Below are 24,458 nucleotides of genomic sequence, written 5' to 3'. Positions count from 1 at the left end.
CTTTCCCTACTCATTAACGAAGACTCGCAGATTTGTTGAACGAGAGAAATTCCCTAACTGGTACGACCCGACTCTGATTCCGGGCAGTCTGGTCGTAGCAACAATAACAGCTGTAATCATGATGCCGCATTGGCCGATCACCTCAGGGAGTGACTGCCAACAGGGCTGTGCTAAACGACAGGGGGCCAAGGATGGCCAGAAACCAAGCAATTTTCTACGCGCTAGCAACGATCGCGGTTGTTTTCACACCCGGATGCCGCGGCACTCGTCAGATCCGTGACGCCGAGTACGCCCGCGTGGCCGATGCGGTCACGTATGCGAACACGACACTCGTTGCTGCCGATTCGGCAGTTGCCCCCCCGACGCCGCAGTTTGAAGGACCGCAACAGGTCGAAGAACTGATCCAGTTTGCCCTTGCTCAGAACCCCGAAGTTCAGGCCGCTCGCAAGCGAATTGAAGCGGCTGCTCTCATGGTCCCAGTGGAAGCCAGTCTTCCTGACCCGATGCTCGGAGTAACAACCTTCCCGGAGCCGGTGCAAACGGCGGCTGGACAACAAGAACTGCTGCTAAACGTCAACCAAAAGTTCCCTGCCCGCAGGAAGTTGGGATCGCGAGCTGGAGTGGCCGAATCAAAGGCTGACGTGGCAAGGGCACGACTCGCCGCCGTAGAGCTTGCGACCGTGGAACAAGTCAAGCAGGCCTATTACGAACTTTATTTCATCCAGCAAGCCATCTCGATCACGGAATCCGAGGAAGAGGAGTTGGTTAAGATTCGTGATACGGCAAACGCTCGTTACAAAGCAACGCTTACCAGTCAACAAGACGTTCTGCGGGCTGAGTTGGAGCTTTCCAACATCGCCAACGAGTTGATTCGCCTGCGCCAGCAGCTCGACAGCACTCAGGCAAGGCTTGCCCGAGTGCTACACGTATCGCCCCAGACCCGTTTGCGGGCCGTTGATCGACTAACCAACGAAGCGGCGCCGCAAGACTTAGCGTGGCTGGAGCGGCGCGCGGTCGCAGCCAGGCCAGAGTTACACGCTCAGCTCGCCGCTCTTGAGCGTGACCGCCGGGCGGCGCAGCTCGCCCGGCTGGATTACGTGCCGGACGTCACGCTCGGTGCTACTTGGATTGATACGGCCAGCGCTGGGATTAGCCCAGTCGCCAACGGACAAGACGCCGTGCTCCTGACAGCAGGTGTAAACCTGCCGATTTATCGCAAACGTCTTGATTCGGCAGTCCGATCCGCTGAGGCCAGCGCCGTGGCGACAGCTCGGGACTACGACGCCTTGCGCGACGCGACGCTTGAACAAGTGGCAGACCTGTTCGCCAAGGCCCGAAGTCAGCAAGACCTGCTGCTCCTGTTTCGCGAAGACATACTTCCTAAGGCGCGGCAGACACTGGAAGTCTCCAACCGCGCCTATTCTGTCGGTGAGGTCGACTTTCTGCAGCTTATCGACAACTTCAGATTGCTGCTTCGCTACGAAGTCTCCTACCGCCGTCTCGAAGCGTCATTGCGGCAAACAACCGCATCGCTCGAACGTGTTGTAGGAGGTCCGCTACCCCAATCGGCCGAAACCGTCCCGCCGCCACAGCAGGTGGACGATGAGAATGACGGCGAGCCTAACCAGCTGCCAGCGCCGACCGAAGCGAATTAGGCGAAGGAAATTCTTGGCCTGGAACGAGGGTCTGCATTCACTTTTGGGACGAAAAAATGAGAATACGTCAAATTACAGTGAAGCTATTGCTGCTGTCGCTAGCAGCGGCAGGTGGATGCGCTCCTGCATATCACTGGTACGACCAATGTCGCATTCCTTGCAAGTACTGCGCCCCCAGTCCGCTACCTTACGAAAGCTACAACGGATGCCCCTGTCACTCACGTGCAGCAGAGCCCTACTTCACGGGCCCATCGCCGCAGTTGATCAATCCCTCGTCGCCTCCAGACGCCAAAGATCATCAGGCGTCTGAATAAATCGTGAGCTAAACCGACGTACGGCCATCAGTTAGCAGTTGCTGCCAGGATTCCTTTCGATAAGTAGTGCGGTCACGTCATCAGTTTGTCGAGCTGCACCCCTGTGCTCGTTCAACGCCTGATTCAGCAGATTGATCACCCCATCTGCAGGAGCATCGCGGTAATGAGCCAGTAGTTCGCCGATACGATCTCGTCCGAACAGGCGCCCACTGGAATCGGAGGTCTCGCAAACGCCATCTGTGGCAATCAACATCCTGTCTCCTGCGGCAAATTCACCGGTCGGCTCTTCCCAGGTGACGTCCTCGTCTATCCCGAGTATTAACCCAGTGGATGGCAGTTGCTTTAGGTTGGTACCTTCCGTGAGCAGCCATCCGGGATCATGTCCCGCGCTGGCGTAGCTGAAGCGGCCCGCGCAGGGATCTATCCGGAGCATGAAGACCGTTGCAAAGTCTCCTTCGAGGCTCATCGAGGTGAACTGCTGATTTGCTTCTTGCAGTATCTGGGACGGAGATACGAGAGTTTTTGCAGCTTGCATCACGAGCGTCTTCAGCATCGCGGCGTTCATGGCCGCTGGTATGCCGTGCCCGGATACATCGGCGACACAAACCAACCATGATCTATCGCAGAGCATGAGTATGTCGAAGAAATCGCCGCCCACGTCCTCTGCCGGTTCAAATAGCTGCGCAACCTCAAAACCATCGGCCTCGACCCCGTTCGGCAACAGATTGCGCTGGATCTCACGGGCTTGTGCCATTTGCAGCAGACGTGTCTTCTCGGACGCCGCCAATGATTGACTCATGGAGTTGATTTCGTCCGCCAAGTACCCTAGTTCGTTGGTTCGAAATGAATCGGATTGCAAACGAAAGTCGCCCTCTCCGATCTTCTTGACCGTTCCCACGAGAACCTGAAGGGGCCTGCTGACCACACGGAAGAGCACCATGTTGACAACCGCGGCGGCGACGGTGGCCATGAAGAGGAAGCCTACGAGACGACGCATGGTATCCCCCGTTGCCGAACGGCGTAAATTCTCCAATGATTCGGAAACGTACACCGTAGTTCCCTCGCTTGCGTAAGCGCCCACGACCAACTCCGCGTTACCCAGAGGAGCCCTATAGAGGGGGGACTCCGCCGCCTCCTGCATCGCCAGCAGCATTTCTCTCGAATCGCGGTGATGAGCTGATGCTTGAAATGTATCGCCTTCTTTCTCAACAGCGATGTGGTGGCCGGGAGACTCTGCGTCTTGCATTCGTACACATACCTCGTCAATGAAATCTTGCACGCTCTCTGGACCGCGGCCACTAAGTCGGATAACTGCTGGAAAGAGGGTTTTGGCTTCTTCTTCCAAAGCGACCCGTTTGATATCGATTCGCCGGGCAAGCTCATGAGAATAGTCGTAGGCCAAGAATACCGCCGCCAGCATGGCCAACGGCAGATTGACGGCCAAGAGTAGACGAGAACGAATCGTTGGCCTCTGCCGCGCACGAGCGGACGCACTCTTTTGTTCACGGTCTTGAGTGAAAGTCTCCTGCACCATGGGCTTCCATCGTATTCACTGACTTACTACATCGTCTTGACCTGAACGTAATCAGTCGGATCCTTTTCAAACTCAGCAAGGCAGTCCTCCGAGCAGAAGAAGTAAGGATGCCCACAATAAGAGCCGGTTGCTACAGACGCTGATTGAAGAACCTGCATTCCGCACACAGGATCGATGGCAGACAGCTCACCCAATGTCCCACCAACCGCATCGATCCGTAGATAAGTGTCTATGAATTCTAGGAGTCTCTCTTCGACCCAATCGGCGACTTCTTCGTCATCCACACCGTCCAGCGGCAGCGGCAGGTTATCCTGCTCGTTGAACAACACAAACACCGGCATCAGGCGCGTACGCGTGTGGAGAACAACGTTTTCAAACCGCACGTCGTGTTCAACGGAGAATTCGATAGTTGCGAGCGCCGGAAAGCGGTCGCAGTACTCGAAGAGGCAAGTCACCGAGTGCGGCGGTTGCTCATCAGACATCGTAGCGTTCGGAAACAACATCGCTACGGTTGTGAGTCGCGGGCGAACGACATCCTGACACAGGTGGCGAGCCAAGGCCTCCCACTTGGCGCGCCGCTGGCCGACCTTGGCCATGTACTTGTGAGCCTCCCCCGGCTCCCAGCGACGAATCCTGAAGGCATCGTCGACCACCTCTTGAACGTGGCTGGCAAATGTGGTGAGGTCAGACATTCTGTAGATCCTTCCGCAACGAGATAGCGCAACCTACAACATGCTTTTACGATGGCCGCTCAGTTCTTCAACTTGGCCAGATAGTCGTCCGGGTTTGCAAGCAGCTTCTCTCGGCAGCCGTCACAGCAGATCCATACTTCTTGCCCCTTCAAATCGATCTTGATGGGTGCGCCCATCGTACCGAGCATCTCACCGCTTACCGGGCAAATGTGCTGCTTCTCAGCTGAGGTGGCGTCTGCTGGCGAGAGATTTGCCAACTCAGCTTTCATTTTCTCCATGCCAGTCACACCGTTATCGCCCTCGTCGACATGGTTTCCGTGTTCATGATCCGCATGAGCGCTGCTACCGTCTTGGGCAGAAGGAGAGCTTGATGGAGCCGGCGTCGTGGAGTCCTCTGATGTGCTGCATCCATAGACGCCCAACGACAAGACAGCAACAGCCAAAATAATCACGCATTTCATAACGATCCTCGATAAAAGATTAGTCGTGCATCGCGAGTCCCGACCATGAGGGCGGGACGACACGAGTCTTCTCCAAAAAATACTAGCGGATGGCATCAATTGTGCTCTCGTTTCTCCTCTTTTTTCTCCCGCTGTTTCTTCTCTTTGATGTAGGACGCGTAGAACTCGTCAACTTGGAGGAGGGCTGCCTCTGGTTCTGCCTGAACCTCCTCAATGCTTGCAAGACGAGCGACATAGATGACCTGGCCTTCGACTACTGTCGACTTTGGCTTCCTCGGAAGGTCCTTCTTTGAAATAGGGCACTTCCCCTGCGCTTTAGCGATACTGCGGTGGATTGTTCCCCAGAGCTTCTGATCGATCTTTCCATTTGTGCATCCCTCGCAGCAGAGGTAGACCTCTTCTTTGGAATCGCCGGCCGCTACCTTGATTGGCGTCCCCATCGCGCCAAGCTTTTCGCCCGAGATCGGGCAGATCTCCTGAACGGCGATACGCAATTGTTCGCGTCGTAGCTGATCCTCCGTCTGGTGATCTTCTTCGTGTGCCCGGACGGACTGGCCTGTCAACGCCACGGTCACCAACACCATCGTCATCGTTCGAGTTCTCATCGTCTTCGTCTTCCTACTTTTTTTATTCACCAAAACACCACTGGGCCTCGTACAGCCGAAGCACAATAATCCACTATTCGTCTTCGAAGGCGAGACAAAAACTTTGACAGCCCTCGCTATCCCTTCAGCTGCTCACATACATGCTTAGGCATGTACTTCATGGGGGCTCATCCACAAAGACAGCAGCCACAAAACCAACATCTGTCGCTTCATGATGATTGCACCTTGAAATGACGAGTTAGGTAGCCCCCGCTGGCATATGCGAAATGAACCAGCGCGGGCTCTTTGGTGTTGTCCTTGCGTTGAGCGAAACGGCAAACACGTTTATTCCGAAGTCATCTCTTTTATTTCCATCGATCGCATCAACGCATCATGTTCCGCCTGGGCTTTGTCTAGTTGCAGCAGAATCTGATTGCAGTGCTTCATACAAGCTAGGCCGTCGACTGACTCTTTGCAGCATTCCTCGAAAAGCATCGCGTGCTGTTTCTCGGCGGCGGCAAGATGTTGATCGATTGACTTTAGTGGCGCCGCCGCGGCGGCATCGCTACCGACTTCTTTGCGGACAACGGCGAGTTCCTTCTGTGCGCTAATGATGTTGCGTCCAAGTTCTTCTGCCTCAGACTTGGCAACGCTCGGCTCGATAGTCTGGGGAGTTCGTGAGTATTGATAGATGCCCCGAGAGTAATCGCGAGCGTGACTCATACTCCGAGACGCTCGTTGATTGCTGTAAGTAGCCTGAGGCCGCAAGCGATCTCCGCCCGTCAGTCCTCCTGGACTCTTTCTTTGGGCAACTGCAATGGCCGGTCCTGCCGCGACTGCGGCTGTCAGAATGACCACACCCAGATTCAACAGCCTCTTACGATCGTAAAACATGGCTCAATACATCCTCTGAAAAAATGCTCGGAAACCGCGATCCCAAGTCTAGGGTCTAGTTGCTTCGAGCGGTTGCATGGATGGCGAGTATCAGAATTGTCGCTAATGGCAACTCCTCCCGCCTACGCCCCTTCTGATGCCCGGCCCGAGCAGTTTCTTCACGTGTTTCCAAGAAACTAAGCAGTCACACCAACGGTTCGACGCTTTGGTATCTCCGGGTCCGGAGCCCCGCGATACGCCACTGCAAGCCCGCGACCAAAACTGCTAAACTAGCGACCCTGAGTCCCCAGACGCTGTTCGCAATGGTTGCGGACCCGCCGGTTGACCTCCTCGACTGGAATTGTCGCGAAGAAAGCTGCTCCTGGCTGCATCATAAAGAGTGCAGGAGCGCCGAATTGCATGAAGCATGGATCCAACGGACGCCAAACTCGTTGCCGCTTGCCAGCAGGGAGACCGTTGCGCACAGCAACAGCTATTCGACGAGAGCCATGGTCGTATCTTCCGGCTGATGGCCAGAATGGTCGGCGAGCAGGACGCGGCGGACGTTACGCAGCAAGTGTACCTACAGGTCTACCGACAACTCGGAAAATTCTCCGGACGTTCGCGATTGAGCACGTGGATCTATCGCTTGGCAGTCAATGAGGCATTACAGCACCTTCGACGAAGGAATCGAAAGAAAACACAGACGTTGGAATACGAACCGATCGATCACGTGGAGTCGCACGAGAGTAGGTCTGACTTAGCAGAGGTGCTGGAAGCAGCCCTCGCTGACCTTGAGTTAGAGCTGCGAACGATCTTTCTCCTTCGCGAGGTTGAGGAATTGCCCTATAACGCTATTGCTGACGTGCTCGATATTCCAGAAGGGACGGTAGGCTCGCGCCTTAACCGCGCTCGCCGGGAATTGCAGCAGCGTCTAACGCAACTTGGCTGGGGTCCATGACGATGAATTGTTCAGAACTACAAGAGCGATTGTCAGCCTTCATAGACAATGAACTACCTGCTTCGCAGCGTGAACTGATCGACAGTCACCTAAAGACGTGTCCGGCTTGTGCGGAAAGCGTTGTTTTTACCAAGTCCCTTTCTTACCAGACACGATTGCTTGTTGATCCGACACCTCCCTCGGATTTGTGGAGAGGCGTCGATTCCGCGTTGCGGCAAGAACATAAACCATCGGTAGAATTGGAGTATCGGGCCCCGTGGTGGAGGCTGCCTTCTAAAATATGGGCCCTCGCAGCATCAGTCCTTCTATTGTTAGGCGCGGGTTTCTGGGCTTCCCACAACCTATCGGGAGAACACGGGCATGAATCGATGGCTGCCAATTTCGACATCTACTTGGCAAAATTCGCCGTTGATCCCGAGCAGGCGCATCAGGCTCTAGTCGCCACCTATGACGGGCAGCCGGTCACACCTGATGAGGTTGAGAAAAGATTCGGTTACCAACCGTTGAGTTTGGAAGGTCGCGCCGGCGTGACCGTCGAGGAGATGTACGCGCTCGACATGCCTTGCTGTCAGTGCACACTTTCGGTCTGTCGTCGATCCGACGGTGGCGTAATGACGGTATTGGAGCATCTAGAGCCCCAGCCAATCTGGTTCGGAAGTCGGTCACGTATCGAGTGCCTTTGCGACGGAGTGCCAACCAGCGTCGTGCAGTTGAACGGCAAGTTGGCAGCAAGTTGGCGGCAGGATAAGCGACACATCACGATTATTGGCGTGCGTGACCTAGAAGAAGTGACGCGGATTGTGGCCGATTTTAATCAGCAATCAAACGGGTAGGTTGCACCCTTCTCGATTGACCACTGTTCTACCGCCGCTCAAACGCCTGCAAGGTCGCACTCCGGGCGTTGGAAAGTTCATGATTTAGCCAAAGCCGATGTAGGGCTCCTATCCCATCGATCCCGTAGACCTCACGAATGGCGCTGTCGTATCCGCTCGCCGTTGCCAGATCGACAAAAGGCAAAAGTTTCTCCGGCTTGTCACACGCCGAAAGATAACTCACTAGCGACAGGCTTTGACCGTAAAACGCCGCGGCTTGGTCACGGGATGACAGCTTCCGAAGCTCCACCAGTTCCACCAATTGCATCGCGCTCCCGTTCGCCAATGCCCGCCGACAATCGCGGCAATGGAGAGACTGCTTTTCCTCGGAGTCGGCAAGCGTTGCGATCCCTTCGTCAACCCAAGGCGGTGGCTGACGGCCCCCGAACCAGTCGGCAAGCACAACGTGCGTCAACTCGTGCGCAAGTGCGGAATACCCTCCTGCTTGATCAACGAGCAAGTCGATCCGGCGCTTTGCAATGCCGTCACCACTCCTCTCAATCAGGCTTGCTCCCGATGTCTTAGAGCCGGAAGGTCCCACGTAGCGGAGGTAGCTGGAGCGATTTGAATGAAGGACAATCTCACATCGTGGCTGCCATGAAGCCCAAGTTTTCTCCGGCATCCAAAGCTCGTGAGCTTTCCGCCGCAATTCCACAGACTTCCCGATTACCTCCGCAGCATCAGGTCCGTCTTTGAACGATCGGACTAGGAAGCTTGGCGCAGTCGCTGTGAACGCGTTGCGAGTCGCCGCCCCAGACTCGGTAGCGAATGCTGTCGCCCCGAGGGCCATCGCAGCGAATTGCGACACTAGGGTCCGCCTTGAGAGTATCCGCATAGAGCAGCGATCCAGGAGGAAGGTGCGAGGTGGTGCGGCCGCCGACGCTGCCAATCGCAGATTGAAGTGAGCCGATGGAAACGGGATATGCACGTAGAATCAAATCCCGCGCCAAATCTGGACCTGTCTCTACGAGATCCTGGCTAGCGAACCTTGAAACGGCAACATTGTGGGGAAATCAGTGGATCGATGGCTCGTAGTGGCACTCACGAATCCGCCTCGCGTAGGCCAAGGACTGCCTCCAAATCTGGCAAACTTTGCAAAGGAATCAGGCAATGCTCGTGTACGCCTATGCTCCACACAAACGGCTCAAGCAGTTCCTAGAAATCGTGTTGGCATCAGTGAAGAAAAGCCATCCGTCATGCATCAAACAGGGTAGAAGAGGCAAGTTGGAGCGGTGGGAGGCGGCCACCGCTGTTTCTAAGCAGGATGCCACACATTTTGCGGCTCGCAAGGGCCAGGAGGCGGAAGATGTTCAAGACAGTTCTAACGGCGGCCGCGGTCATGGGGATGTTACTGAGTTCCGACGCGCTCGCGCAACGTGACGCCGGCGCTAAGGCACGCGGCGAGTTTGGGAAAGGGTTCTGGAATTCGGGTTCTAATCGTGCATCTACACGTGTGGTTCAAAGAACGATGGTTCCGCAGGCACGGCTCTATCAAACAGAAAGTCCTCAAGCTGTCGATAGCTACCGCAGTTTCTCCTACGAGCCAACTCCTGGAGACACCGCTGACGCACAAAACATAGAGGAGCCAGCGGCTGTGCAGGTCGATACATCCGCGTCCCCCTGTCAGAAAGTGCCCAACGTGACCTACCGGAGGTTTTCGTATGAGCCGGCTGCCATTCTGGCTCCCGAGCGGGGCGTCCGTCGCAATTCTGCCAATCGCCGCGCGAGTCCTCCGGATGTGAGACTTCACCCCGGCTCGCGAAGTTACTGATGCACTCGGCAGGAAGGCTTGGAAGTATTCGCCAACTGAACGCGGCCGCAGGTAGTTTGGTCCGATGGACAACAAGCAGCGTGTGTTAGCGGCCATGTTCCAAAGTAGCGGGTATGCTGAACTAGGTAAGCTCGAAATCGATTTCACCGAACACGGTCGCGTGCTGGTTCTACGCGGCCGTGTTTCTTCGTACTACATTAAGCAGCGGGCACAGGAAATCGGTAAACTGATGGAAGGGGTTCAGCAGATTGTCAACAAACTCGGAGTCGTTGTGCGAATGCCACTTGCGGAAACGGGTCGGCGTTCTTAGAAGTCCTGGATATCAAGAGGGAAGAGGGTAGCAGCGTGAATGTAGATCGCAAGTCAGGACTTCTGTCGAAACTCATTGCCGAGCACCGCTGGAAACTCTTGGTCGTACAGGCCGTTTGTTTCCTCGCATTGGGATTCGCTTTGGCCTGGAGCTTTCGCGGAGCGCCAACAGACGGGACCTCAGCGTCGGAGCCAGGCGTTTCCGCACCAAAGGACTCGCCAAGCATCTGGACCTGCTCAATGCATCCGCAAATTCGTCGTGATGGACCGGGTAGTTGCCCAATTTGCGGTATGGATTTGGTTCCCGTTAAGAAGTCCGTCGGTGGCATCCGCACCGTTTCGATCAGTCCTGATGTAAGAAAGCTGATGAATATCGAAACGGTCCCGGTTGCTCATCGCTACGTCACCGCGGAAGTGCGAATGGTTGGAAAGGTAGAATACGACGAAACTCGTTTGGCCCACATTACCGCATGGGTATCGGGCCGGTTAGATCGCCTTTTCGTCGATTTCACGGGTGTGCAAGTCGACAAGGGCGACCACATGGTGTCGATTTACAGCGAAGAACTTTACTCCGCGCAGGAAGAGCTTATCCAGTCGCTGAAGTATCAATCCGAGCGACCAAGCTCAACTCGCTTCACGCCGTCTGTTGACTTGGCCGAGTCGGCTCGCGAAAAGTTGCGACTGCTGGGGATCACTGACAAGCAGATTCAAGAGATTGAGCAGCGGGCCCGTCCGAGTGATCATCTTACGATTTACTCGCCTGTAAGCGGCATCGTAATTGCGAAGCTCAGGCAGGAAGGTGATCGAGTTCGCACCGGTGACAGAATCTATTCGGTAGCTGACTTGACGCAATTATGGGTGCAGTTGGATGCTTACGAGTCTGACCTGCCTTGGCTGCGTTATGGGCAGGACGTCGAATTCACCACAGAAGCCTATCCCGGTGACGTCTTCCATGGGCGAATCGCCTTCATTGATCCGGTTCTCAACGCTGCAACGCGGACGGTCAAGGTACGAGTCAACGTATCCAACAAGGATGGTCGGCTGAAACCCGAAATGTTTGTGCGAGCGATCGTTCGCTCAAAGATTGCTGCTGGCGGTCGAGTGCTTGATGCGTCGCTGGCGGGAAAATGGATCAGCCCAATGCACCCAGAAATCGTGAAAGATGGACCAGGAAATTGCGACATCTGCGGGATGCCATTGGTTCGAGCGGAGACGCTGGGCTACGTTACAGCCGAACCCAGCGACACTGCCAAGCCATTGGTAATTCCCGTTTCGGCGGCGTTGCTAACAGGAACGAGGGCCATCGTCTATGTCCAGGTTCCCGATGCGCCAGAGCCAACCTACGAAGGCCGAGAGATTGTGCTTGGCCCGCGTGCCGGCGACTACTACCTCGTCAAATCGGGGCTTGAAGAAGGTGAGCTGATTGTTACTAACGGCACTTTCAAGCTCGACAGTGCCCTGCAGATTTCCGCAAAGCCCTCAATGATGACGCCCGAAGGCGGCGGGGGAGGTGGCGGCCACAACCACGGCGTCGATTCGGAGCCGACCGCTAATGGCGAGTCGATGCAAATGGCGGGGCCGCCCGGTATGTCACTCCCACCCGCGTTGCAAGCGCAGTTGCATCAAGTCTTGGGATCCGTGGCTTTCGTTGGTGAGGCAATTGAAGAGGCGGAGCTGCAAGCGATTCGCAATGCCTACTCACAGCTTGGCACGGCCGTGTCTTCATTAGACGAAGGTCTATTGTCTGGTGACATGCGCGCCCAACTCGAAGAGTTTGAGATGCTGCTAAGAAATGATGCCGTGGAAGGCAAAGAAATAGACTCGTTACAAGATGCGGATCGCATCTACTTGGTCACGAAGCGTCACACCGAGCGGCTTCAGGCAATGTTTGGATTGTCGCACGGACAACATCAGATGGAAGAACAAAGTCTCGATATTCCGGCTGAGTTTCGCAATCAGTTGAGCCAGATTGTTCGCCCATACCTTGCAATCTCCAACGCTCTGGCGGCTGATGACGCACGTGCTGCGGCGGCCGCGATCTCCGGCCTTCACCAAGCGGTAAGTTCCCTGAATTCCCAATCACTCGACGGAAAGGCGGCTGAACGTTGGACGGCCGAATTGAGCAGCTTGTCGACAATTGCTGCCCGTTTGGCGACGGCCAACGACCTCGAATCCCTCCGTTCGGCTTTTGCTCTTCTGTCGGAGGAGTTGCTGACGCTGCAACGCACTTTCGGCCTGCCGAATAGCGATCAACTCTATGAGTTGCATTGCCCGATGGCTTTCGATGGACGTGGTGCAAGTTGGATTCAAACCGACGCCGCCGTTCGCAATCCTTACTACGGTGCATCAATGCTGAAGTGTGCCGATAAGGTCGCGCCGCTTGCTGATCAAGAGCCTCCACCCGAAGAGCACGCCGGGCACAATCGAGAGTAAGAAAACTTCGTGCGGTTCAGTCCAGAACCGCAGCACTTCTTCAAGAATAGCATCGAGAACTCACGGTTGTGATGACTAATACTTCCAATGGCATGGCCCCCGATATCGAAATCGGTCGCCGCACGATCCTCGGCGCCGTCATTTGGTTTTGCCTGCAAAACAAGCTGGTTGTCTTTCTTCTCGTATTAGCGATTGTAGGCTGGGGCATCATGGTCGCCCCGTTCGATTGGCAAGTCGGTAGTCTCCCTCGTGATCCCGTGCCCGTCGATGCGATTCCTGACATTGGCGAAAACCAGCAGATTGTTTTCACTGAATGGATGGGGCGTAGCCCGCAGGATGTGGAAGACCAAATCGGTTATCCGATGACAGTTGCACTACTGGGCATCCCCGAAGTTAAGACAATTCGCAGCTATTCGATGTTTGGCTTCTCGACGATCTACGTGATTTTTAACGAGAAGGCCGAATTCTATTGGTCCCGCTCAAGAGTCCTTGAGAAGCTCAACAGCCTGCCTGCCGGTACGCTCCCTGAAGGTGTGCAACCGACCTTGGGTCCGGATGCCACTGCACTCGGCCAAATTCTCTGGTACACGCTCGAAGGACAAGACCCCGATGGAAATCCAACTGGCGGGTGGGATCTGCATGAGCTGCGAACGATACAGGACTGGTACGTCCGCTACGCAATCGCGTCTGCGGAAGGCGTCAGCGAAGTCGCGTCCATTGGCGGCTTCGTTCAGGAGTACCAAATCGACGTTGACCCTGATGCGATGCGAGCCGCCCGGGTCTCGTTGGCCGACGTGTTTCAGTCCGTTCGCATGTCGAATGTCGACGTCGGTGCGAGAACGATCGAACTCAACAAAGCCGAATACGTGATTCGCGGTCTGGGCTTTATTGAGCGAGTGGAAGACATTGAGAAAGCCGTCGTCAGGGTCACCGACAATGTTCCGATTACGATCAAGGACATTGGAAACGTCACTCTTGGTCCGGCGTTGCGACGCGGCGCATTGGATAAGGCGGGCGCTGAGGCAGTTGGCGGCGTGACGGTCGTTCGCTACGGATTCAATCCACTCGAAGCGATCAAGAACGTCAAGAAGAAGATTGAAGAGGTCTCGCCGGGCCTTCCGAGCAAGGTCGTCATTGACTACACGCAGACGACAATCGCTGAAGTAGAGGCCTACGCCAAGTCTTTTGACCTACCACTCATCACCACGACTTCTCAGCAATATGACTCTTGGGTCAAACATTTGCGAGGCACACCGAGAGACCAGTGGCCACACTGGATCACTACGAGCCAAGTTCGTGTTGTTCCTTTCTATGACCGCACCGGCGTCATCTACGAAACACTAGGCACGCTCAATACGGCTCTCAGCGAAGAGATTCTCGTTACGATCATCGTCATCCTCGTGATGGTGATGCATTTGCGAAGCTCGATACTGATTAGCGCGTTGCTTCCCTTAGCCGTGCTGATCGTTTTCATTGCGATGAAGACGTTTGGTGTGGACGCCAATATCGTTGCTCTCTCGGGTATCGCGATTGCGATTGGCACAATGGTCGATATGGGAATCATTGTATGCGAGAACATTCTCAAGCATTTGGATGAAGCTGATCCGAACGAGGATCGCGGTCACGTGATCTTCCGGGCATCCCATGAGGTCGCGGGTGCAGTGCTAACCGCTGTGTCGACAACGGTCGTCAGCTTTCTTCCAGTGTTCACAATGATTGCCGCCGAAGGCAAGCTATTTCGACCGCTCGCATTTACTAAAACATTTGCACTAGCGGCATCCGTCATCGTTGCCTTGACGATTATTCCTCCCGCAGCTCATATTCTGATGGGAGGCCGAATAAAATCAGGCGTGCTTCGCAGGTACATGATGATGGCTCTAGTCGCTGCCGGAGTGCTGGCCATGTTCTTCGTCACATGGTGGGTTGGTGCCATCGTAGCTGGCTTAGGTCTATTCAAACTGATGGAGGAAAAGATTCCCGCTGCCTATCACAAGTTCGCTCCGTACTCCGCCAGTGCAGTCGCCGTCTTAGTTGTTGGGGTCTTGCTGACTGAACACTGGCTACCGCTTGGGCCTCAGAAGGGACTGTTGCGGAACTTCCTATTCGTGGGACTGCTTATTGGCGGACTACTCGGTTTCTTTACCGTGTTCCAGCGTTTCATCTACGAGCCGTTGTTGAGGTGGTGTCTCAATCACAAGCTGCTGTTCTTGACGCTACCCACGCTGATCCTATTGTTAGGCGCCTGTTCATGGCAGGGGTTTGATAAGCTTTTCAAGTTCGTTCCAAAGACGATTTCGATGGTCGGTGTCTCCGAATCGGCGATTCGCGATTCGCGCCCCTGGCAATCGGCCAGCAACGCCTTCCCTGGGCTCGGCAAAGAGTTTATGCCGCCACTGGACGAAGGCTCATTTCTCTACATGCCGACGACGATGCCTCACGCGTCGATTGGCGAAGCGATGGACGTACTGCAACTGCAGAACAAATTCCTAATATCGATTCCCGAAGTCGAATCAGTCGTCGGTAAGATTGGTCGAGCCGACAGCCCTCTCGACCCGGCGCCGATCTCCATGATCGAGACCTTTATCGCCTACAAGTCTGAATACAAGACAGACCAAAATGGCAACCGACTGAAATTTCGTTATGACGAAAAGGTCGGTGAGTATGTACGCGATGAGCTGGGTGAATTGATTGAAGACCCGCTCGGCCGCCCGTTTCGTCAGTGGCGAGAAGAGATCAAGTCGCCTAATGACATATGGGAGCAGATCACCGAGGCGGCAGACATTCCCGGCACTACCTCCGCGCCGAAGCTGCAGCCAATCGCGGCGCGCATCGTCATGCTACAAAGCGGTATGCGTGCCCCAATGGGCATGAAGATCAAAGGCCCGGACCTCGAAACCATCGAGCGGGTCGCTCTTCAGATCGAGGGATTGCTCAAGCAAGTCCCTTCCGTTCAAGCGTCGGCAGTGATCGCGGACAGAATCGTCGGCAAGCCCTACTTGGAAATCGACATCGACCGCGACGCAATCAAGCGGTACGGACTGCATGTTCGTAGCGTCCAAGATGTCATTGAAGTTGCAATCGGCGGTCGCCGCATCACGACGACGGTAGAAGGCCGGGAGCGCTATCCGGTGCGCGTGCGTTACGCTCGTGAACTTCGAGACGACGCCGAGTCCTTGGAGCGCATTCTTGTCCCCACACCGATGGGCCAGCAAATTCCGCTCGAACAATTGGCCGATATTCGATACGTACGTGGTCCGCAAGTCATTAAGAGCGAGGACACTTTCTTGCTCGGGTACGTTCTGTTTGACATGAAGGCCGGAAACGCCGAAGTCGATGTGGTCGAAGATGCTCAGGCGTTCTTGCAGGAAAAGATTCAGAGCGGAGAGTTGGTCTTGCCCGCAGGAGTTAGTTATTCGTTCGCCGGAAACTATGAAAACCAGCTCCGCTCCCAGAAAACTTTGATGGTGGTTCTTCCGTTAGCCCTTGGCATTATCTTCTTGATTCTTTACTTCCAGTTCAAATCCGTCATCACGACTTCGCTTGTATTCAGTGGCATCCTGATTGCATGGGCCGGTGGATTTATCATGCTGTGGCTCTACGGCACGGAATGGTTCTTAGATTTCGAGGTTTTTGGGACGAATATGAGGGCGTTGTTTCAAGTACACACAATAAACCTCAGTGTGGCTGTCTGGGTTGGTTTTCTTGCCCTGTTTGGGATCGCGAGCGACGACGGAGTGGTGATCGCTTCTTACCTCGACGAGAGTTTTCGCAAAGACCGGATCGCCAACGCCAAGCATGCCCGCGAAGCAACTGTGACTGCCGGCATGCGACGTGTTCGTCCCTGCCTGATGACAACCGCCACAACGCTGCTGGCGTTGATCCCGGTCTTAACTTCTACCGGACGCGGTAGTGACATCATGGTGCCGATGGCAATCCCCAGTTTTGGCGGCATGAGTATCGAAATTATGACGATGCTTGTCGTCCCAGTCTTGTATTGCTGGGCCATGGAATGGAAGCTCAAACTTGGGATCGACGACCCAAGGTTCGCCAAGGATGCGTAGTTCGATTGACCGAACAAGCTCTATTGCCCATCGCCGGGATCCTCACCCAGGTCGCCGAGATTTCATCATGCACTCAAACGCCATGTTCTCCCGGGACGCGATAAGCTGGACCCAATGAAGAGTCGTAGGCCCAACTTGGAGTCAATCGCAGACACTTAACCTGACGCTTCTCTATTAACTCCCTCATGCGTCGAGGTTATATGGTCGATGGTCAGGAACTCAACTAGCGGAGTCGCAATGCTAATCGACGACTGCACAACCAAGTTGACAGGCCGACCAGCGGGACTGTCGGCTCTCAACGAACAACAACTTCGGTCAACGTTACCTTGCTGGCGCGTCCATCAACAAGAGCGGCGAAGAACCTGTTGTCATGACGGCGCTCGCTCGGATAAGCATCAGCAACGCAGCAACGACCCTGCGTGCGTCTTCATTCCTTGAGGTCCAATCGCGTGAATCGTGACCTGAGAAGAGTGGCCCGCCCGTGCAACCGGGAGGCTGCTTATTCTCGGTTGCCGTCGGCGTGAGCCTCCTGATCGTCATCCTTCCAGCTCAGGAACACCCGCTCTCCAACGAATATGACCACCATGCCGCCTAAGGCCACCCATATCACCAGCATGTCGCTGGTGGCCTTCAGCCAGAGAAATGCCCCCAAGATGGTCACGTCCAGCACTATGGCCGTGATTGGCACCCATCGGTTCGCCTTAACTTTCCCGTGCACGTGCCTAAGCACACCCCAGTGAACCGCAATATCCATCACGATGTAGAAGATAGCTCCCAGAGATGCAATTCGCGAGAGGTCGAATAAGATCGTCAGTGTAATCGCAAACACGACCGTATAGACAAGCGTGTGCTTTTGGATGTCGCCGGGCAAGCCGAAGTGTTTGTGCGGAACGAGCTTCATTTCGCTTAGCATTGCGAGCATTCGCGACACGGCAAACGTACTAGCGATCAGACCCGATATCGTGGCCACAATCGCAAGTCCAACCGTGAAGTAGGTCCCCCATTGCCCGAACGCCGGTCGAGCCGCTTCGGCCAACGCGTAGTCGCGGCTCTCTATGATTTCCGAGATGGACAAATTGCCCGCGACGGCGAGTCCAACGAGCAAATAAACAACCAGACAAATCGCTAGCGAAATAATGATCGAACGACCAATGTTCTTGTTCGGGTTTGTGATCTCCGAGCCACTATTCGTAATCGTCGTGAAACCTTTGTAGGCCAATAGCGCCAGAGCGGTTGCGGAGAGAAAGCTGCCAGCCGATGTTCGCTCTGTAACCCCCACGCTTTCAAAAGTCAGACCCGAAACCCATAGCCCCGCACCGGCAAAGATGAGGATTCCAGCGATCTTGATGACGGCCGTTACTGTCGAGAAGGTACCGATGAACTTGTTGCCAAGGATGTTCACGATAAACGCGGCCACGAGCAGCCCCACACCAAGCGCAGGCACCAAAAAGGCATTGTCCTTCGCATCAAACAATTGCAACGTGTAAGTTCCAAACGTCCTCGCCACGAGGCTCTCGTTGATGACCATTGAAAAGTACATCAGCAACGCCATGCCTGCGGTCACGGTTCCTTTACCGTAGGCTTTCATGAGGAACATGGCGATTCCACCCGCCGACGGATACTGTTCGGCCATCTTCACGTAGCTATAGGCGCTGAATCCTGCCACGATCGCCGCCGCTAGAAATGCCAACGGAAAAAGTCCTCCTGCTTGTTCGGCAACTTGCCCGGTCAGCGCAAAGATTCCTGCCCCGATCATGACACCGGTACCCATAGCGACCGATCCCGTCAAAGACAGGCTGTTCTCTTCGTACTTTCCGGTTTCTTCTGAATCGCCCACGGTGTGAGATTACCTCCTGATTTCCAGTGCGTTTCGTCTGTCGCTATTTCAAATGGCAAATACCGCGCCAGGGTATCACGGCACCAAGCTGCACGGGAAGGAGTCCCCGCTGCCGCTGCCTGCTGCGCGACCACTCTGCTCGGGAAACTGCCGCGCGTCAGCGACCGGGCTTTGAAGCTGACTTTTCACAGCAGTTATAACAGCCCGCAATCAAGGCTCCGAACAACCATCCAAGGGCGAAAATGTCGACTACGCCGAGGACTGTTTCCCACCACGGCATGTCCCACCGCATGATCGTCGTCACATCGACGCCGTGCATCAGGCTGTTAAAGAAGCGGATCGCCACATCCTGCGGTACGGACAGCATCACGAAAACGCAACCCACGTAGGCAATCGCACAGGCAACGCCAACCGCAAAACCAAATCGGGGAATGCTAAGTCTGTTCACGGCGGTGCTCCTGATGCTTGGATTGTTGTTCTGAATGAGCGGTCATGTGTCCTCGCTTCATCAACAGATGACACACGAGCATCAGGACGATGAATACGGTCAACGTGATTCCTTCGCTGACGCCGAATAGTGGCAAGACAAAAATCAGCAGCATCGGCAGGCCGCAACCGATCAGCATGTGCAAAAAGTGTTTCATACAAGTCTCCCTAGTTCCGTTCTCACATTAGATGCTCAGTTTCCTCGTTTCTTCACTGCGCAGCCCAAGCAATAGCACGACAGACGCTTGACGCCACGAAGCCAGCCGCATCATGGCTCGGCCTCTGTCGGCCTTGCTTCAATTAACCTCGACTTCGCTAAGTCGTTGTTTGTTGGGGCCTGAGCCTTCATTTCCATCATGAGGAAGTAGTTCAAGCCGGTGCGGATGACAGCTACGGCCGCAAGCTTTCCAATGTGGTCCCAGCTTGGCGACACCGCTGTCCCGAGAATGTCCGCCCCAAGTTGGAATTCAAGAGCCAACGAAAGGTATCGAGCGAGAATAAGCCGTGTCTGGGCGAAGTCTTGCTCCTTTCCACTCCTAACCGTGCGAATCCAGTGAACGATTGCCACACACACGCCAATCGTCACCAGCGTCGCCCCGAACACTTCAATCGCCAGCTTCACCCAGCCGACAATCAAGATGACGTTATGTTCAACGATGGTGGTGGTTTCAGGCATAGCTCATGGTCTCCTCAATGATGCTTGTACCAGCCGACTCGTTTGATGTCGTTCCACGATGTTGTCTGGTGGCATTGGCTGCACTGATCGACTCTGGCGTGCGGCTTGCCCGCCACACGGGCGGAGATCATGTTGAAGTGCATCATGTAGTGGCTCGGCGGAGCCTGATGACATTGGCTGCAATCATTCGACTTGGCTGACGGGTGTTTGTACTCCGGTATCGTCCAGCGGTCGGTTGCATGGCACTGAGCACAATTCGCCCCAAACAGGCTTTGGTGTCGATCATCGTTCGAGTGACAGGAGGCACAATCCAGAACGGATTCTTCAAGTCCGATCCGCGAATGTGGGGCAACACTTGTCTCCAGCTTCTCGCTAAGCCGTAAGTAGGCCGCCAGTTCTTCGCTACCGGACTCAGCCTTCTGCATCTGTTTCATTCCGATGCCGGTCAGCAACGAGTGGTCCATTTGCGACAACTTCGCGTCGAGGCCTCGATGTTCGAGATGACACTCCTTACATGTATTGACACTCGAATGAAACGCAGTTGGTTGCCTTTGTAGGATCGATTCGTTGTTCGCGTGACACAGGATGCACTTTGCCGTATCGACTCCCTTCACGGGTGTGTGACAGGCTTGGCAGTTGTTCGCCAGACTTGCGTGAGCCGCCGAGAGATCGCCGGGATTGACGGCTTGATGCATCGAATGCGCAGCAAACTCCTTCGCTTCGTTCGGAATCCAACCGGCTCCGTAGGCAATTGCCGCGGTGATGAGAACAAGAGTAACGATTGTCCAGCGAATCATCCGATTTCCTTCTACTCGAACCAACGCAAGCCGAAGTAGACGGCGTAATTGACATGGATAAACATCAACCCGTACAGGATGAACGAAATGGCAATGTGAAACTTCAGCCACTTGCCGAACCACGTTTTGAAATCTTCGTGAGTCCGAATCGCGTATTCCACGTCTGCTATGGACTCAGCCAGACGGACCAGCGTGATCGAATTGGCTTTGGCAACCGACGGCTCCGTAGTCGGTTCCGACAAGAAGAAGCCAGCCATCAAGCGGCTAAAGAATCCAGAGAACGGCCGCAGGGTATTTGCCGCCTCCGGATTGGACCCGACAGCAACACTGGCTTCATCATAGGCTGTTTGCAATTCCGTCAACATCGCCTTCCTCTCGCGAATTTCCTTGGCGAAACCAGACATCAGGTAGCGTCCGATGAACCCACTCACGACGACCAGCAGGGTCATTGCCGTCAGCGCAATACCTACGACGCTTTCGTATTTATGTCCGCTGTGAATGATGACCAAAATCGGACCAAGCACTCCCGCGTAAATGTGCCAAGCCAACAGCGTTCGCATCGAAACGTGTTTGGTGACGGTCTGCTTGAGTTTCTTGTTTCGCTTGACGATTAGGTAGGCCAACGGAACGAGCATCAGGGCCGCTCCGGTTACTCCGAAGACTCCTCCCCAGAAACTCCCTGCAAACCGATGAGCGTGGTGCAGCGGAAAGCCAAGCCATGCAAGCAACATCAGCATGACCAAGCCCGTGACGACGATCTTTTCCTTCTCTTTCATCGAATCGGCTTCTCCAACATCACGCTTCGATGCTCACGTCTTGCTTCGCTTTCGCTTGGCAACACAGAATCATGCCAGCTTTGCGGTCTTCCGGCTCCAAGCCGTCATCGACTTCCATCGTCACATCGCCGGAGAGCAACTTCGCGAGGCAAATGCCGCACGTCCCGACACGGCAGGAATAGTCGATGCCTACTCCGACTCGCTCAGCCGCTTCGAGAAGCGTTTCATCGGCCAAAAGTTCAGTGGACTTATCAGACTTCGCGAACGTGATTTTGGCTCCCGTCGCCTTCGGCTCATGGGCTTCCTGACCCTTGGCAACTTTAGCCTTGGGCTTTTGCGTGGAACCGAAGTTCTCTGTATGGATGTTCTCAACCGGAACACCGAGTTTGGACAGCATGGCTTTGGTGGCGTCCATCATCGCTGGAGCGCCACAGATGTGAACTCGATGTGATGCTATATCCGGCACCCACTCGGCCAGCAATTCCTTAGTAAGTCTTCCCTTGCGATAGCCGTTGATTTCCTGATCAATGCGACTCATGGCAACGTGAACGTGCAGGTTGTCGTATCGTTCTTCAAGCCGTTTGATTTCTGACTCGAAGATAAAGTGCTTTGGATCGCGGCAGGCGACGATGAAGTGAATCTCACCGGGCCAGCACATATCTGTTAGCGCTCGCGTGACACTCATCATCGGCGTAATTCCAACTCCACCAGCGATCAGCACCACCCTGTCCGACTCCTCGCCTGTGAACGTAAACCGCCCGCTGGGGGCTTTAACTTCCAGTGTGTCACCGACTTTAAGTTCATCGCAGAGGTACCGTGACCCCGCACCCTTATCTTCTCGTTTGACGGTGACTTCACAGTAGTATGCTTGGGTTGGAGCCGACGAAATTGTGTAGCTGCGTCGTATCGGTTTTTCGCCAACCGGCAGCGTAAAAGTCAGAAACTGGCCGGGTAGGTAGTTAAACGGAATTCGACCGCCGTGGCAGGCCACAAGGCGAATGGTTTTCACGTCTTCGGTTTCCTGCGTGATCTTTGCGACTCGTAGTCGACAGAGAGTTTTCTTGGCGACTGGAATCAACCCGCTGGAATCAATCCCGTCGGCGGGAGCTTCGGTAGGACAGCCGTCGCCGGTCGCACAACAATCAGCAGGTTCTGAAAGTTGAGTTGCCGTTTGTTTAGGCGTCGTTTCGACTGACGAGGCACTCTCGGTCGATGGGGCCGTACGACCGGACCCGCTTTGGACTCCGACACCTTCGGCGATGGCGTTTGGAGTGGACAGCTTTTCCAGCAGTGACGCCGCGCGTCGCATCTTGAAGAAGTACATCCAGATCATGGCGACCGCAAACGCGATTAAGACAACCATCACGCTGGCATGAAACGGCGACATTCCCCAGAGTAGTGCCTGAGATCGGGCTACATTGACCGAGTCGTCGATGTTCAGTTCGCGTTTGAACCACTGCAAAGCGACGTCTCGCGGTGCCTTCCCTTCTCGCAAGGCACGATGTGCGGCCAGCCCGCTTTCAAAGTCGCTCAAGCCTTCGCGAATCTTGGCCGTGGCAGACTGCATCGCCGCAAAGTCATCGCCGGCAGCAGAACGAGATAACTCCTCAAAGCCTTCGCCCAACAAGCGAGTTCCGGCGATCATTCGGCCATGAGCTTCCTGCTCAAGTTCGCCCCGACGCTCTATCGGCAGGTCAGGCAGCTCCATCAAGGACGGGTAGAGGTCCTTGGGCTTGGGCGCAGCCATTTTCTCCATCATGCCATCCATCATTCCGCCCATACCGCCGCCCATGCCATTTTGCGGACCGGCACCTTCGGGTGGGCCTCCCATTCCGGGACCGCCTTTTGCATCCCCGGTTTGCCCCGGATGATGCTGGGCGTGTTCTTCTTGGGAAACCTGAGCGTTTGTGGTCGAAGCAGCCGTGAGAAGCAACAACACGATGGCAAACAACGTGGCAAGCCATGTTAGACCGGGTGTCGACTTGCTGATTGTGTTTCCATTCTTTTCGTTCATGTCACCTTCATCACTGAGTTGAAGTATCGACTTGTTCCCTGCGATTCCATCGCTTCGCCGATACGATTGAGTGCGTGGGCATAGGCAGCAGTTCGCATGTCGATTTCGGCTTCGACGCTCAAATCGTGAACAGCTTCGAATTCTTGAGCCATGATCCGCTGCAACCGCTCCTGCACTTTCTTCTCGCTCCAGTAGTAGCCCGCTCGATTCTGAGTCCACTCGAAGTAGCTGACTGTGACGCCGCCAGCATTGGCCAAGATGTCGGGAACAACTGTCGCCCCCAGTTCTTTCAGGATGTTGTCGGCTTCCGTCGTTGTTGGACCGTTGGCAACTTCGACGATGTAGGGAGCCGTGATTCGCGAGGCATTTTCGCCGGTGATCTGGTTCTCTAAGGCAGCCGGAATCAGCACGTCAACGTCCAACTCAAGTAGCTGCTCATTCGTGATAACAGCACCACTGCCAGCATCATTTGATTTGCAATGACAGTCCACACATCCACATTCCGGACAGTCACAAACACTTCGTTCGTCGTACACGTTCGAGATGGACGTTTGAGACTGCTTAAGTTCGATCGCCCGCGGAATATCTATTCCATCTTCGCGATAGATTGCGCCTTTGGAGTCACTGATGGCCACACACCGGTAACCGTCCTTATGAAGCAGGCGTGCTACGTGCTGACCAGCGTTTCCGAATCCCTGAACGGCAACTCGCACGTTTCCGCGAGTCCAGTTGTTGAACCGCTCCAATTCTTTGATGCAGTAGTAAGCGCCGCGTCCGGTGGCATCATCGCGACCAAGACTGCCGCCAAGTGGGATCGGTTTGCCAGTAATGACATCCGGGGTGCGTTGCCGCTGGATCGTGGAATACTCATCCATCATCCAGCCCATAATCATTGAGTTTGTATAGACATCAGGAGCCGGAATGTCTGTGTCAGGACCAATGAAATCGGCGAGCTGCTGGACGAACCCGCGACTGAGTCGCTCCAGTTCCATTCGGGAAAGCTCTTTCGGATTGACAATTATGCCTCCCTTTCCACCGCCAAAAGGAATGCCCGCAACCGCACACTTGCAGGTCATCCAAAACGCCAGTGCTTTGACTTCACCAAGATGCACCTGCGGATGAAAGCGGATTCCTCCCTTGGTCGGTCCGCGAGTGTCGTCGTGTCGGACACGGTAGCCTTCAAAGCTTCGCAGTGATCCGTCGTCCATCCGAACTGGAATACTGACATGCACGACCGACTTCGGATGTTTCAGGCGCTCCAGTGCTTCTGGATCAATCTGTACAAACTGAGCCGCTCGGTCGAGTCGAAGAAGCGCGTTCTCGAAGATGTCGTCATGGTCTGACATGGCAGC

At 55.0% G+C, this 24,458-nt stretch carries 20 protein-coding genes and 1 pseudogene; 7 read left to right on the top strand and 14 right to left on the bottom strand.

Annotated elements, in window-relative coordinates:
• Nucleotides 1–191: 191 nt before the first annotated feature.
• Nucleotides 192–1,655, top strand: a complete 1,464-nt coding sequence (locus Spa11_RS09615) for a TolC family protein (protein WP_145111372.1) — start codon at nucleotides 192–194, stop codon at nucleotides 1,653–1,655.
• Between the two features lie 345 nt (nucleotides 1,656–2,000).
• On the opposite strand, the gene Spa11_RS09610 is transcribed toward Spa11_RS09615, so the two are convergent.
• The 5 genes from Spa11_RS09610 to Spa11_RS09590 all read right to left on the bottom strand — a co-directional run bounded on the left by Spa11_RS09610 (nucleotide 2,001) and on the right by Spa11_RS09590 (nucleotide 6,134).
• Nucleotides 2,001–3,413 (bottom strand): PP2C family protein-serine/threonine phosphatase, encoded by a 1,413-nt coding sequence (locus Spa11_RS09610; protein WP_231933225.1) that lies wholly within the window; start codon nucleotides 3,411–3,413, stop codon nucleotides 2,001–2,003.
• 116 nt (nucleotides 3,414–3,529) lie between these two features.
• A complete protein-coding gene (locus tag Spa11_RS22900) occupies nucleotides 3,530–4,195 on the bottom strand; it encodes a YHS domain-containing protein (protein WP_197529865.1) in 666 nt (221 codons plus the stop codon).
• 59 nt (nucleotides 4,196–4,254) lie between these two features.
• The gene (locus Spa11_RS09600; RefSeq protein ID WP_145111366.1) at nucleotides 4,255–4,656 is read right to left on the bottom strand and encodes a hypothetical protein; all 402 of its coding nucleotides are present in this window, start codon (nucleotides 4,654–4,656) and stop codon (nucleotides 4,255–4,257) included.
• Between the two features lie 95 nt (nucleotides 4,657–4,751).
• The gene (locus tag Spa11_RS09595) at nucleotides 4,752–5,246 is read right to left on the bottom strand and encodes a hypothetical protein (RefSeq protein WP_145111363.1); all 495 of its coding nucleotides are present in this window, start codon (nucleotides 5,244–5,246) and stop codon (nucleotides 4,752–4,754) included.
• A 339-nt stretch (nucleotides 5,247–5,585) separates the two neighbouring features.
• Nucleotides 5,586–6,134, bottom strand: coding sequence for a hypothetical protein (locus tag Spa11_RS09590; protein WP_145111360.1), 549 nt, complete (start codon nucleotides 6,132–6,134; stop codon nucleotides 5,586–5,588).
• A 406-nt stretch (nucleotides 6,135–6,540) separates the two neighbouring features.
• Here Spa11_RS09590 and Spa11_RS09585 point away from each other — a divergent pair, with 406 nt between their 5' ends.
• The 3 genes and pseudogenes from Spa11_RS09585 to Spa11_RS23235 all read left to right on the top strand — a co-directional run bounded on the left by Spa11_RS09585 (nucleotide 6,541) and on the right by Spa11_RS23235 (nucleotide 7,907).
• Entirely contained in the window at nucleotides 6,541–7,074 is a 534-nt protein-coding gene (locus Spa11_RS09585; RefSeq protein ID WP_145111357.1) for an RNA polymerase sigma factor, read from the top strand.
• Nucleotides 7,071–7,175: pseudogene (locus tag Spa11_RS23605) on the top strand (anti-sigma factor family protein); the annotation flags it as partial. The gene Spa11_RS09585 and the pseudogene Spa11_RS23605, both read left to right, overlap by 4 nt.
• 267 nt (nucleotides 7,176–7,442) lie before the next feature.
• Complete coding sequence (locus Spa11_RS23235; protein WP_231933224.1) at nucleotides 7,443–7,907, top strand: hypothetical protein; 465 nt, start codon at nucleotides 7,443–7,445, stop codon at nucleotides 7,905–7,907.
• Between the two features lie 28 nt (nucleotides 7,908–7,935).
• Here Spa11_RS23235 and Spa11_RS09575 read toward each other — a convergent pair whose 3' ends face one another.
• The gene (locus tag Spa11_RS09575; RefSeq protein ID WP_145111351.1) at nucleotides 7,936–8,406 is read right to left on the bottom strand and encodes a peptidase MA family metallohydrolase; all 471 of its coding nucleotides are present in this window, start codon (nucleotides 8,404–8,406) and stop codon (nucleotides 7,936–7,938) included.
• 1,375 nt (nucleotides 8,407–9,781) lie between these two features.
• Between Spa11_RS09575 and Spa11_RS09570 the strand changes: the two genes are divergently transcribed.
• From Spa11_RS09570 to Spa11_RS09560, 3 genes are all read left to right on the top strand, one after another.
• The gene (locus Spa11_RS09570) at nucleotides 9,782–10,027 is read left to right on the top strand and encodes a BON domain-containing protein (RefSeq protein WP_145111348.1); all 246 of its coding nucleotides are present in this window, start codon (nucleotides 9,782–9,784) and stop codon (nucleotides 10,025–10,027) included.
• 35 nt (nucleotides 10,028–10,062) lie between these two features.
• Nucleotides 10,063–12,459: an efflux RND transporter periplasmic adaptor subunit gene (locus Spa11_RS09565; RefSeq protein WP_231933223.1), complete on the top strand. Its 2,397-nt coding sequence runs from the start codon at nucleotides 10,063–10,065 to the stop codon at nucleotides 12,457–12,459.
• A gap of 92 nt (nucleotides 12,460–12,551) precedes the next feature.
• Nucleotides 12,552–16,520: an efflux RND transporter permease subunit gene (locus Spa11_RS09560; RefSeq protein WP_145111346.1), complete on the top strand. Its 3,969-nt coding sequence runs from the start codon at nucleotides 12,552–12,554 to the stop codon at nucleotides 16,518–16,520.
• Between the two features lie 499 nt (nucleotides 16,521–17,019).
• On the opposite strand, the gene Spa11_RS09555 is transcribed toward Spa11_RS09560, so the two are convergent.
• The 8 genes from Spa11_RS09555 to Spa11_RS09520 form a co-directional block, all read right to left on the bottom strand.
• Entirely contained in the window at nucleotides 17,020–18,357 is a 1,338-nt protein-coding gene (locus Spa11_RS09555) for an APC family permease (RefSeq protein WP_231933222.1), read from the bottom strand.
• Between the two features lie 157 nt (nucleotides 18,358–18,514).
• A complete protein-coding gene (locus Spa11_RS09550) occupies nucleotides 18,515–18,724 on the bottom strand; it encodes a DUF5676 family membrane protein (RefSeq protein WP_391503320.1) in 210 nt (69 codons plus the stop codon).
• Between the two features lie 67 nt (nucleotides 18,725–18,791).
• On the bottom strand, nucleotides 18,792–19,001 hold the full coding sequence (locus Spa11_RS09545) for a hypothetical protein (protein WP_145111339.1): 210 nt from the start codon (nucleotides 18,999–19,001) through the stop codon (nucleotides 18,792–18,794).
• A gap of 110 nt (nucleotides 19,002–19,111) precedes the next feature.
• Nucleotides 19,112–19,519, bottom strand: coding sequence for a DUF1622 domain-containing protein (locus Spa11_RS09540; protein ID WP_145111336.1), 408 nt, complete (start codon nucleotides 19,517–19,519; stop codon nucleotides 19,112–19,114).
• Nucleotides 19,520–19,533: 14 nt separating this feature from the next.
• The gene (locus Spa11_RS09535) at nucleotides 19,534–20,316 is read right to left on the bottom strand and encodes a cytochrome c3 family protein (protein WP_145111333.1); all 783 of its coding nucleotides are present in this window, start codon (nucleotides 20,314–20,316) and stop codon (nucleotides 19,534–19,536) included.
• A gap of 11 nt (nucleotides 20,317–20,327) precedes the next feature.
• Nucleotides 20,328–21,092 (bottom strand): hypothetical protein, encoded by a 765-nt coding sequence (locus Spa11_RS09530; protein WP_145111330.1) that lies wholly within the window; start codon nucleotides 21,090–21,092, stop codon nucleotides 20,328–20,330.
• A 19-nt stretch (nucleotides 21,093–21,111) separates the two neighbouring features.
• Nucleotides 21,112–23,106, bottom strand: a complete 1,995-nt coding sequence (locus Spa11_RS09525) for a 2Fe-2S iron-sulfur cluster-binding protein (RefSeq protein ID WP_231933220.1) — start codon at nucleotides 23,104–23,106, stop codon at nucleotides 21,112–21,114.
• Nucleotides 23,103–24,452 carry a Glu/Leu/Phe/Val family dehydrogenase gene (locus Spa11_RS09520; protein WP_145111327.1) on the bottom strand — a complete coding sequence of 450 codons (1,350 nt, stop codon included), beginning with the start codon at nucleotides 24,450–24,452 and terminating at the stop codon, nucleotides 23,103–23,105. Before Spa11_RS09520 ends, Spa11_RS09525 begins: the two co-directional genes overlap by 4 nt.
• Between the last annotated feature and the right edge of the window lie 6 nt (nucleotides 24,453–24,458).

The sequence above is a fragment of the Botrimarina mediterranea genome, assembly GCF_007753265.1.
In the GTDB taxonomy this organism is placed as follows: domain Bacteria; phylum Planctomycetota; class Planctomycetia; order Pirellulales; family Lacipirellulaceae; genus Botrimarina; species Botrimarina mediterranea.
Note: the sequence above shows the minus strand (reverse complement) of the source record. Positions and strands in the feature narration are given on the sequence as shown.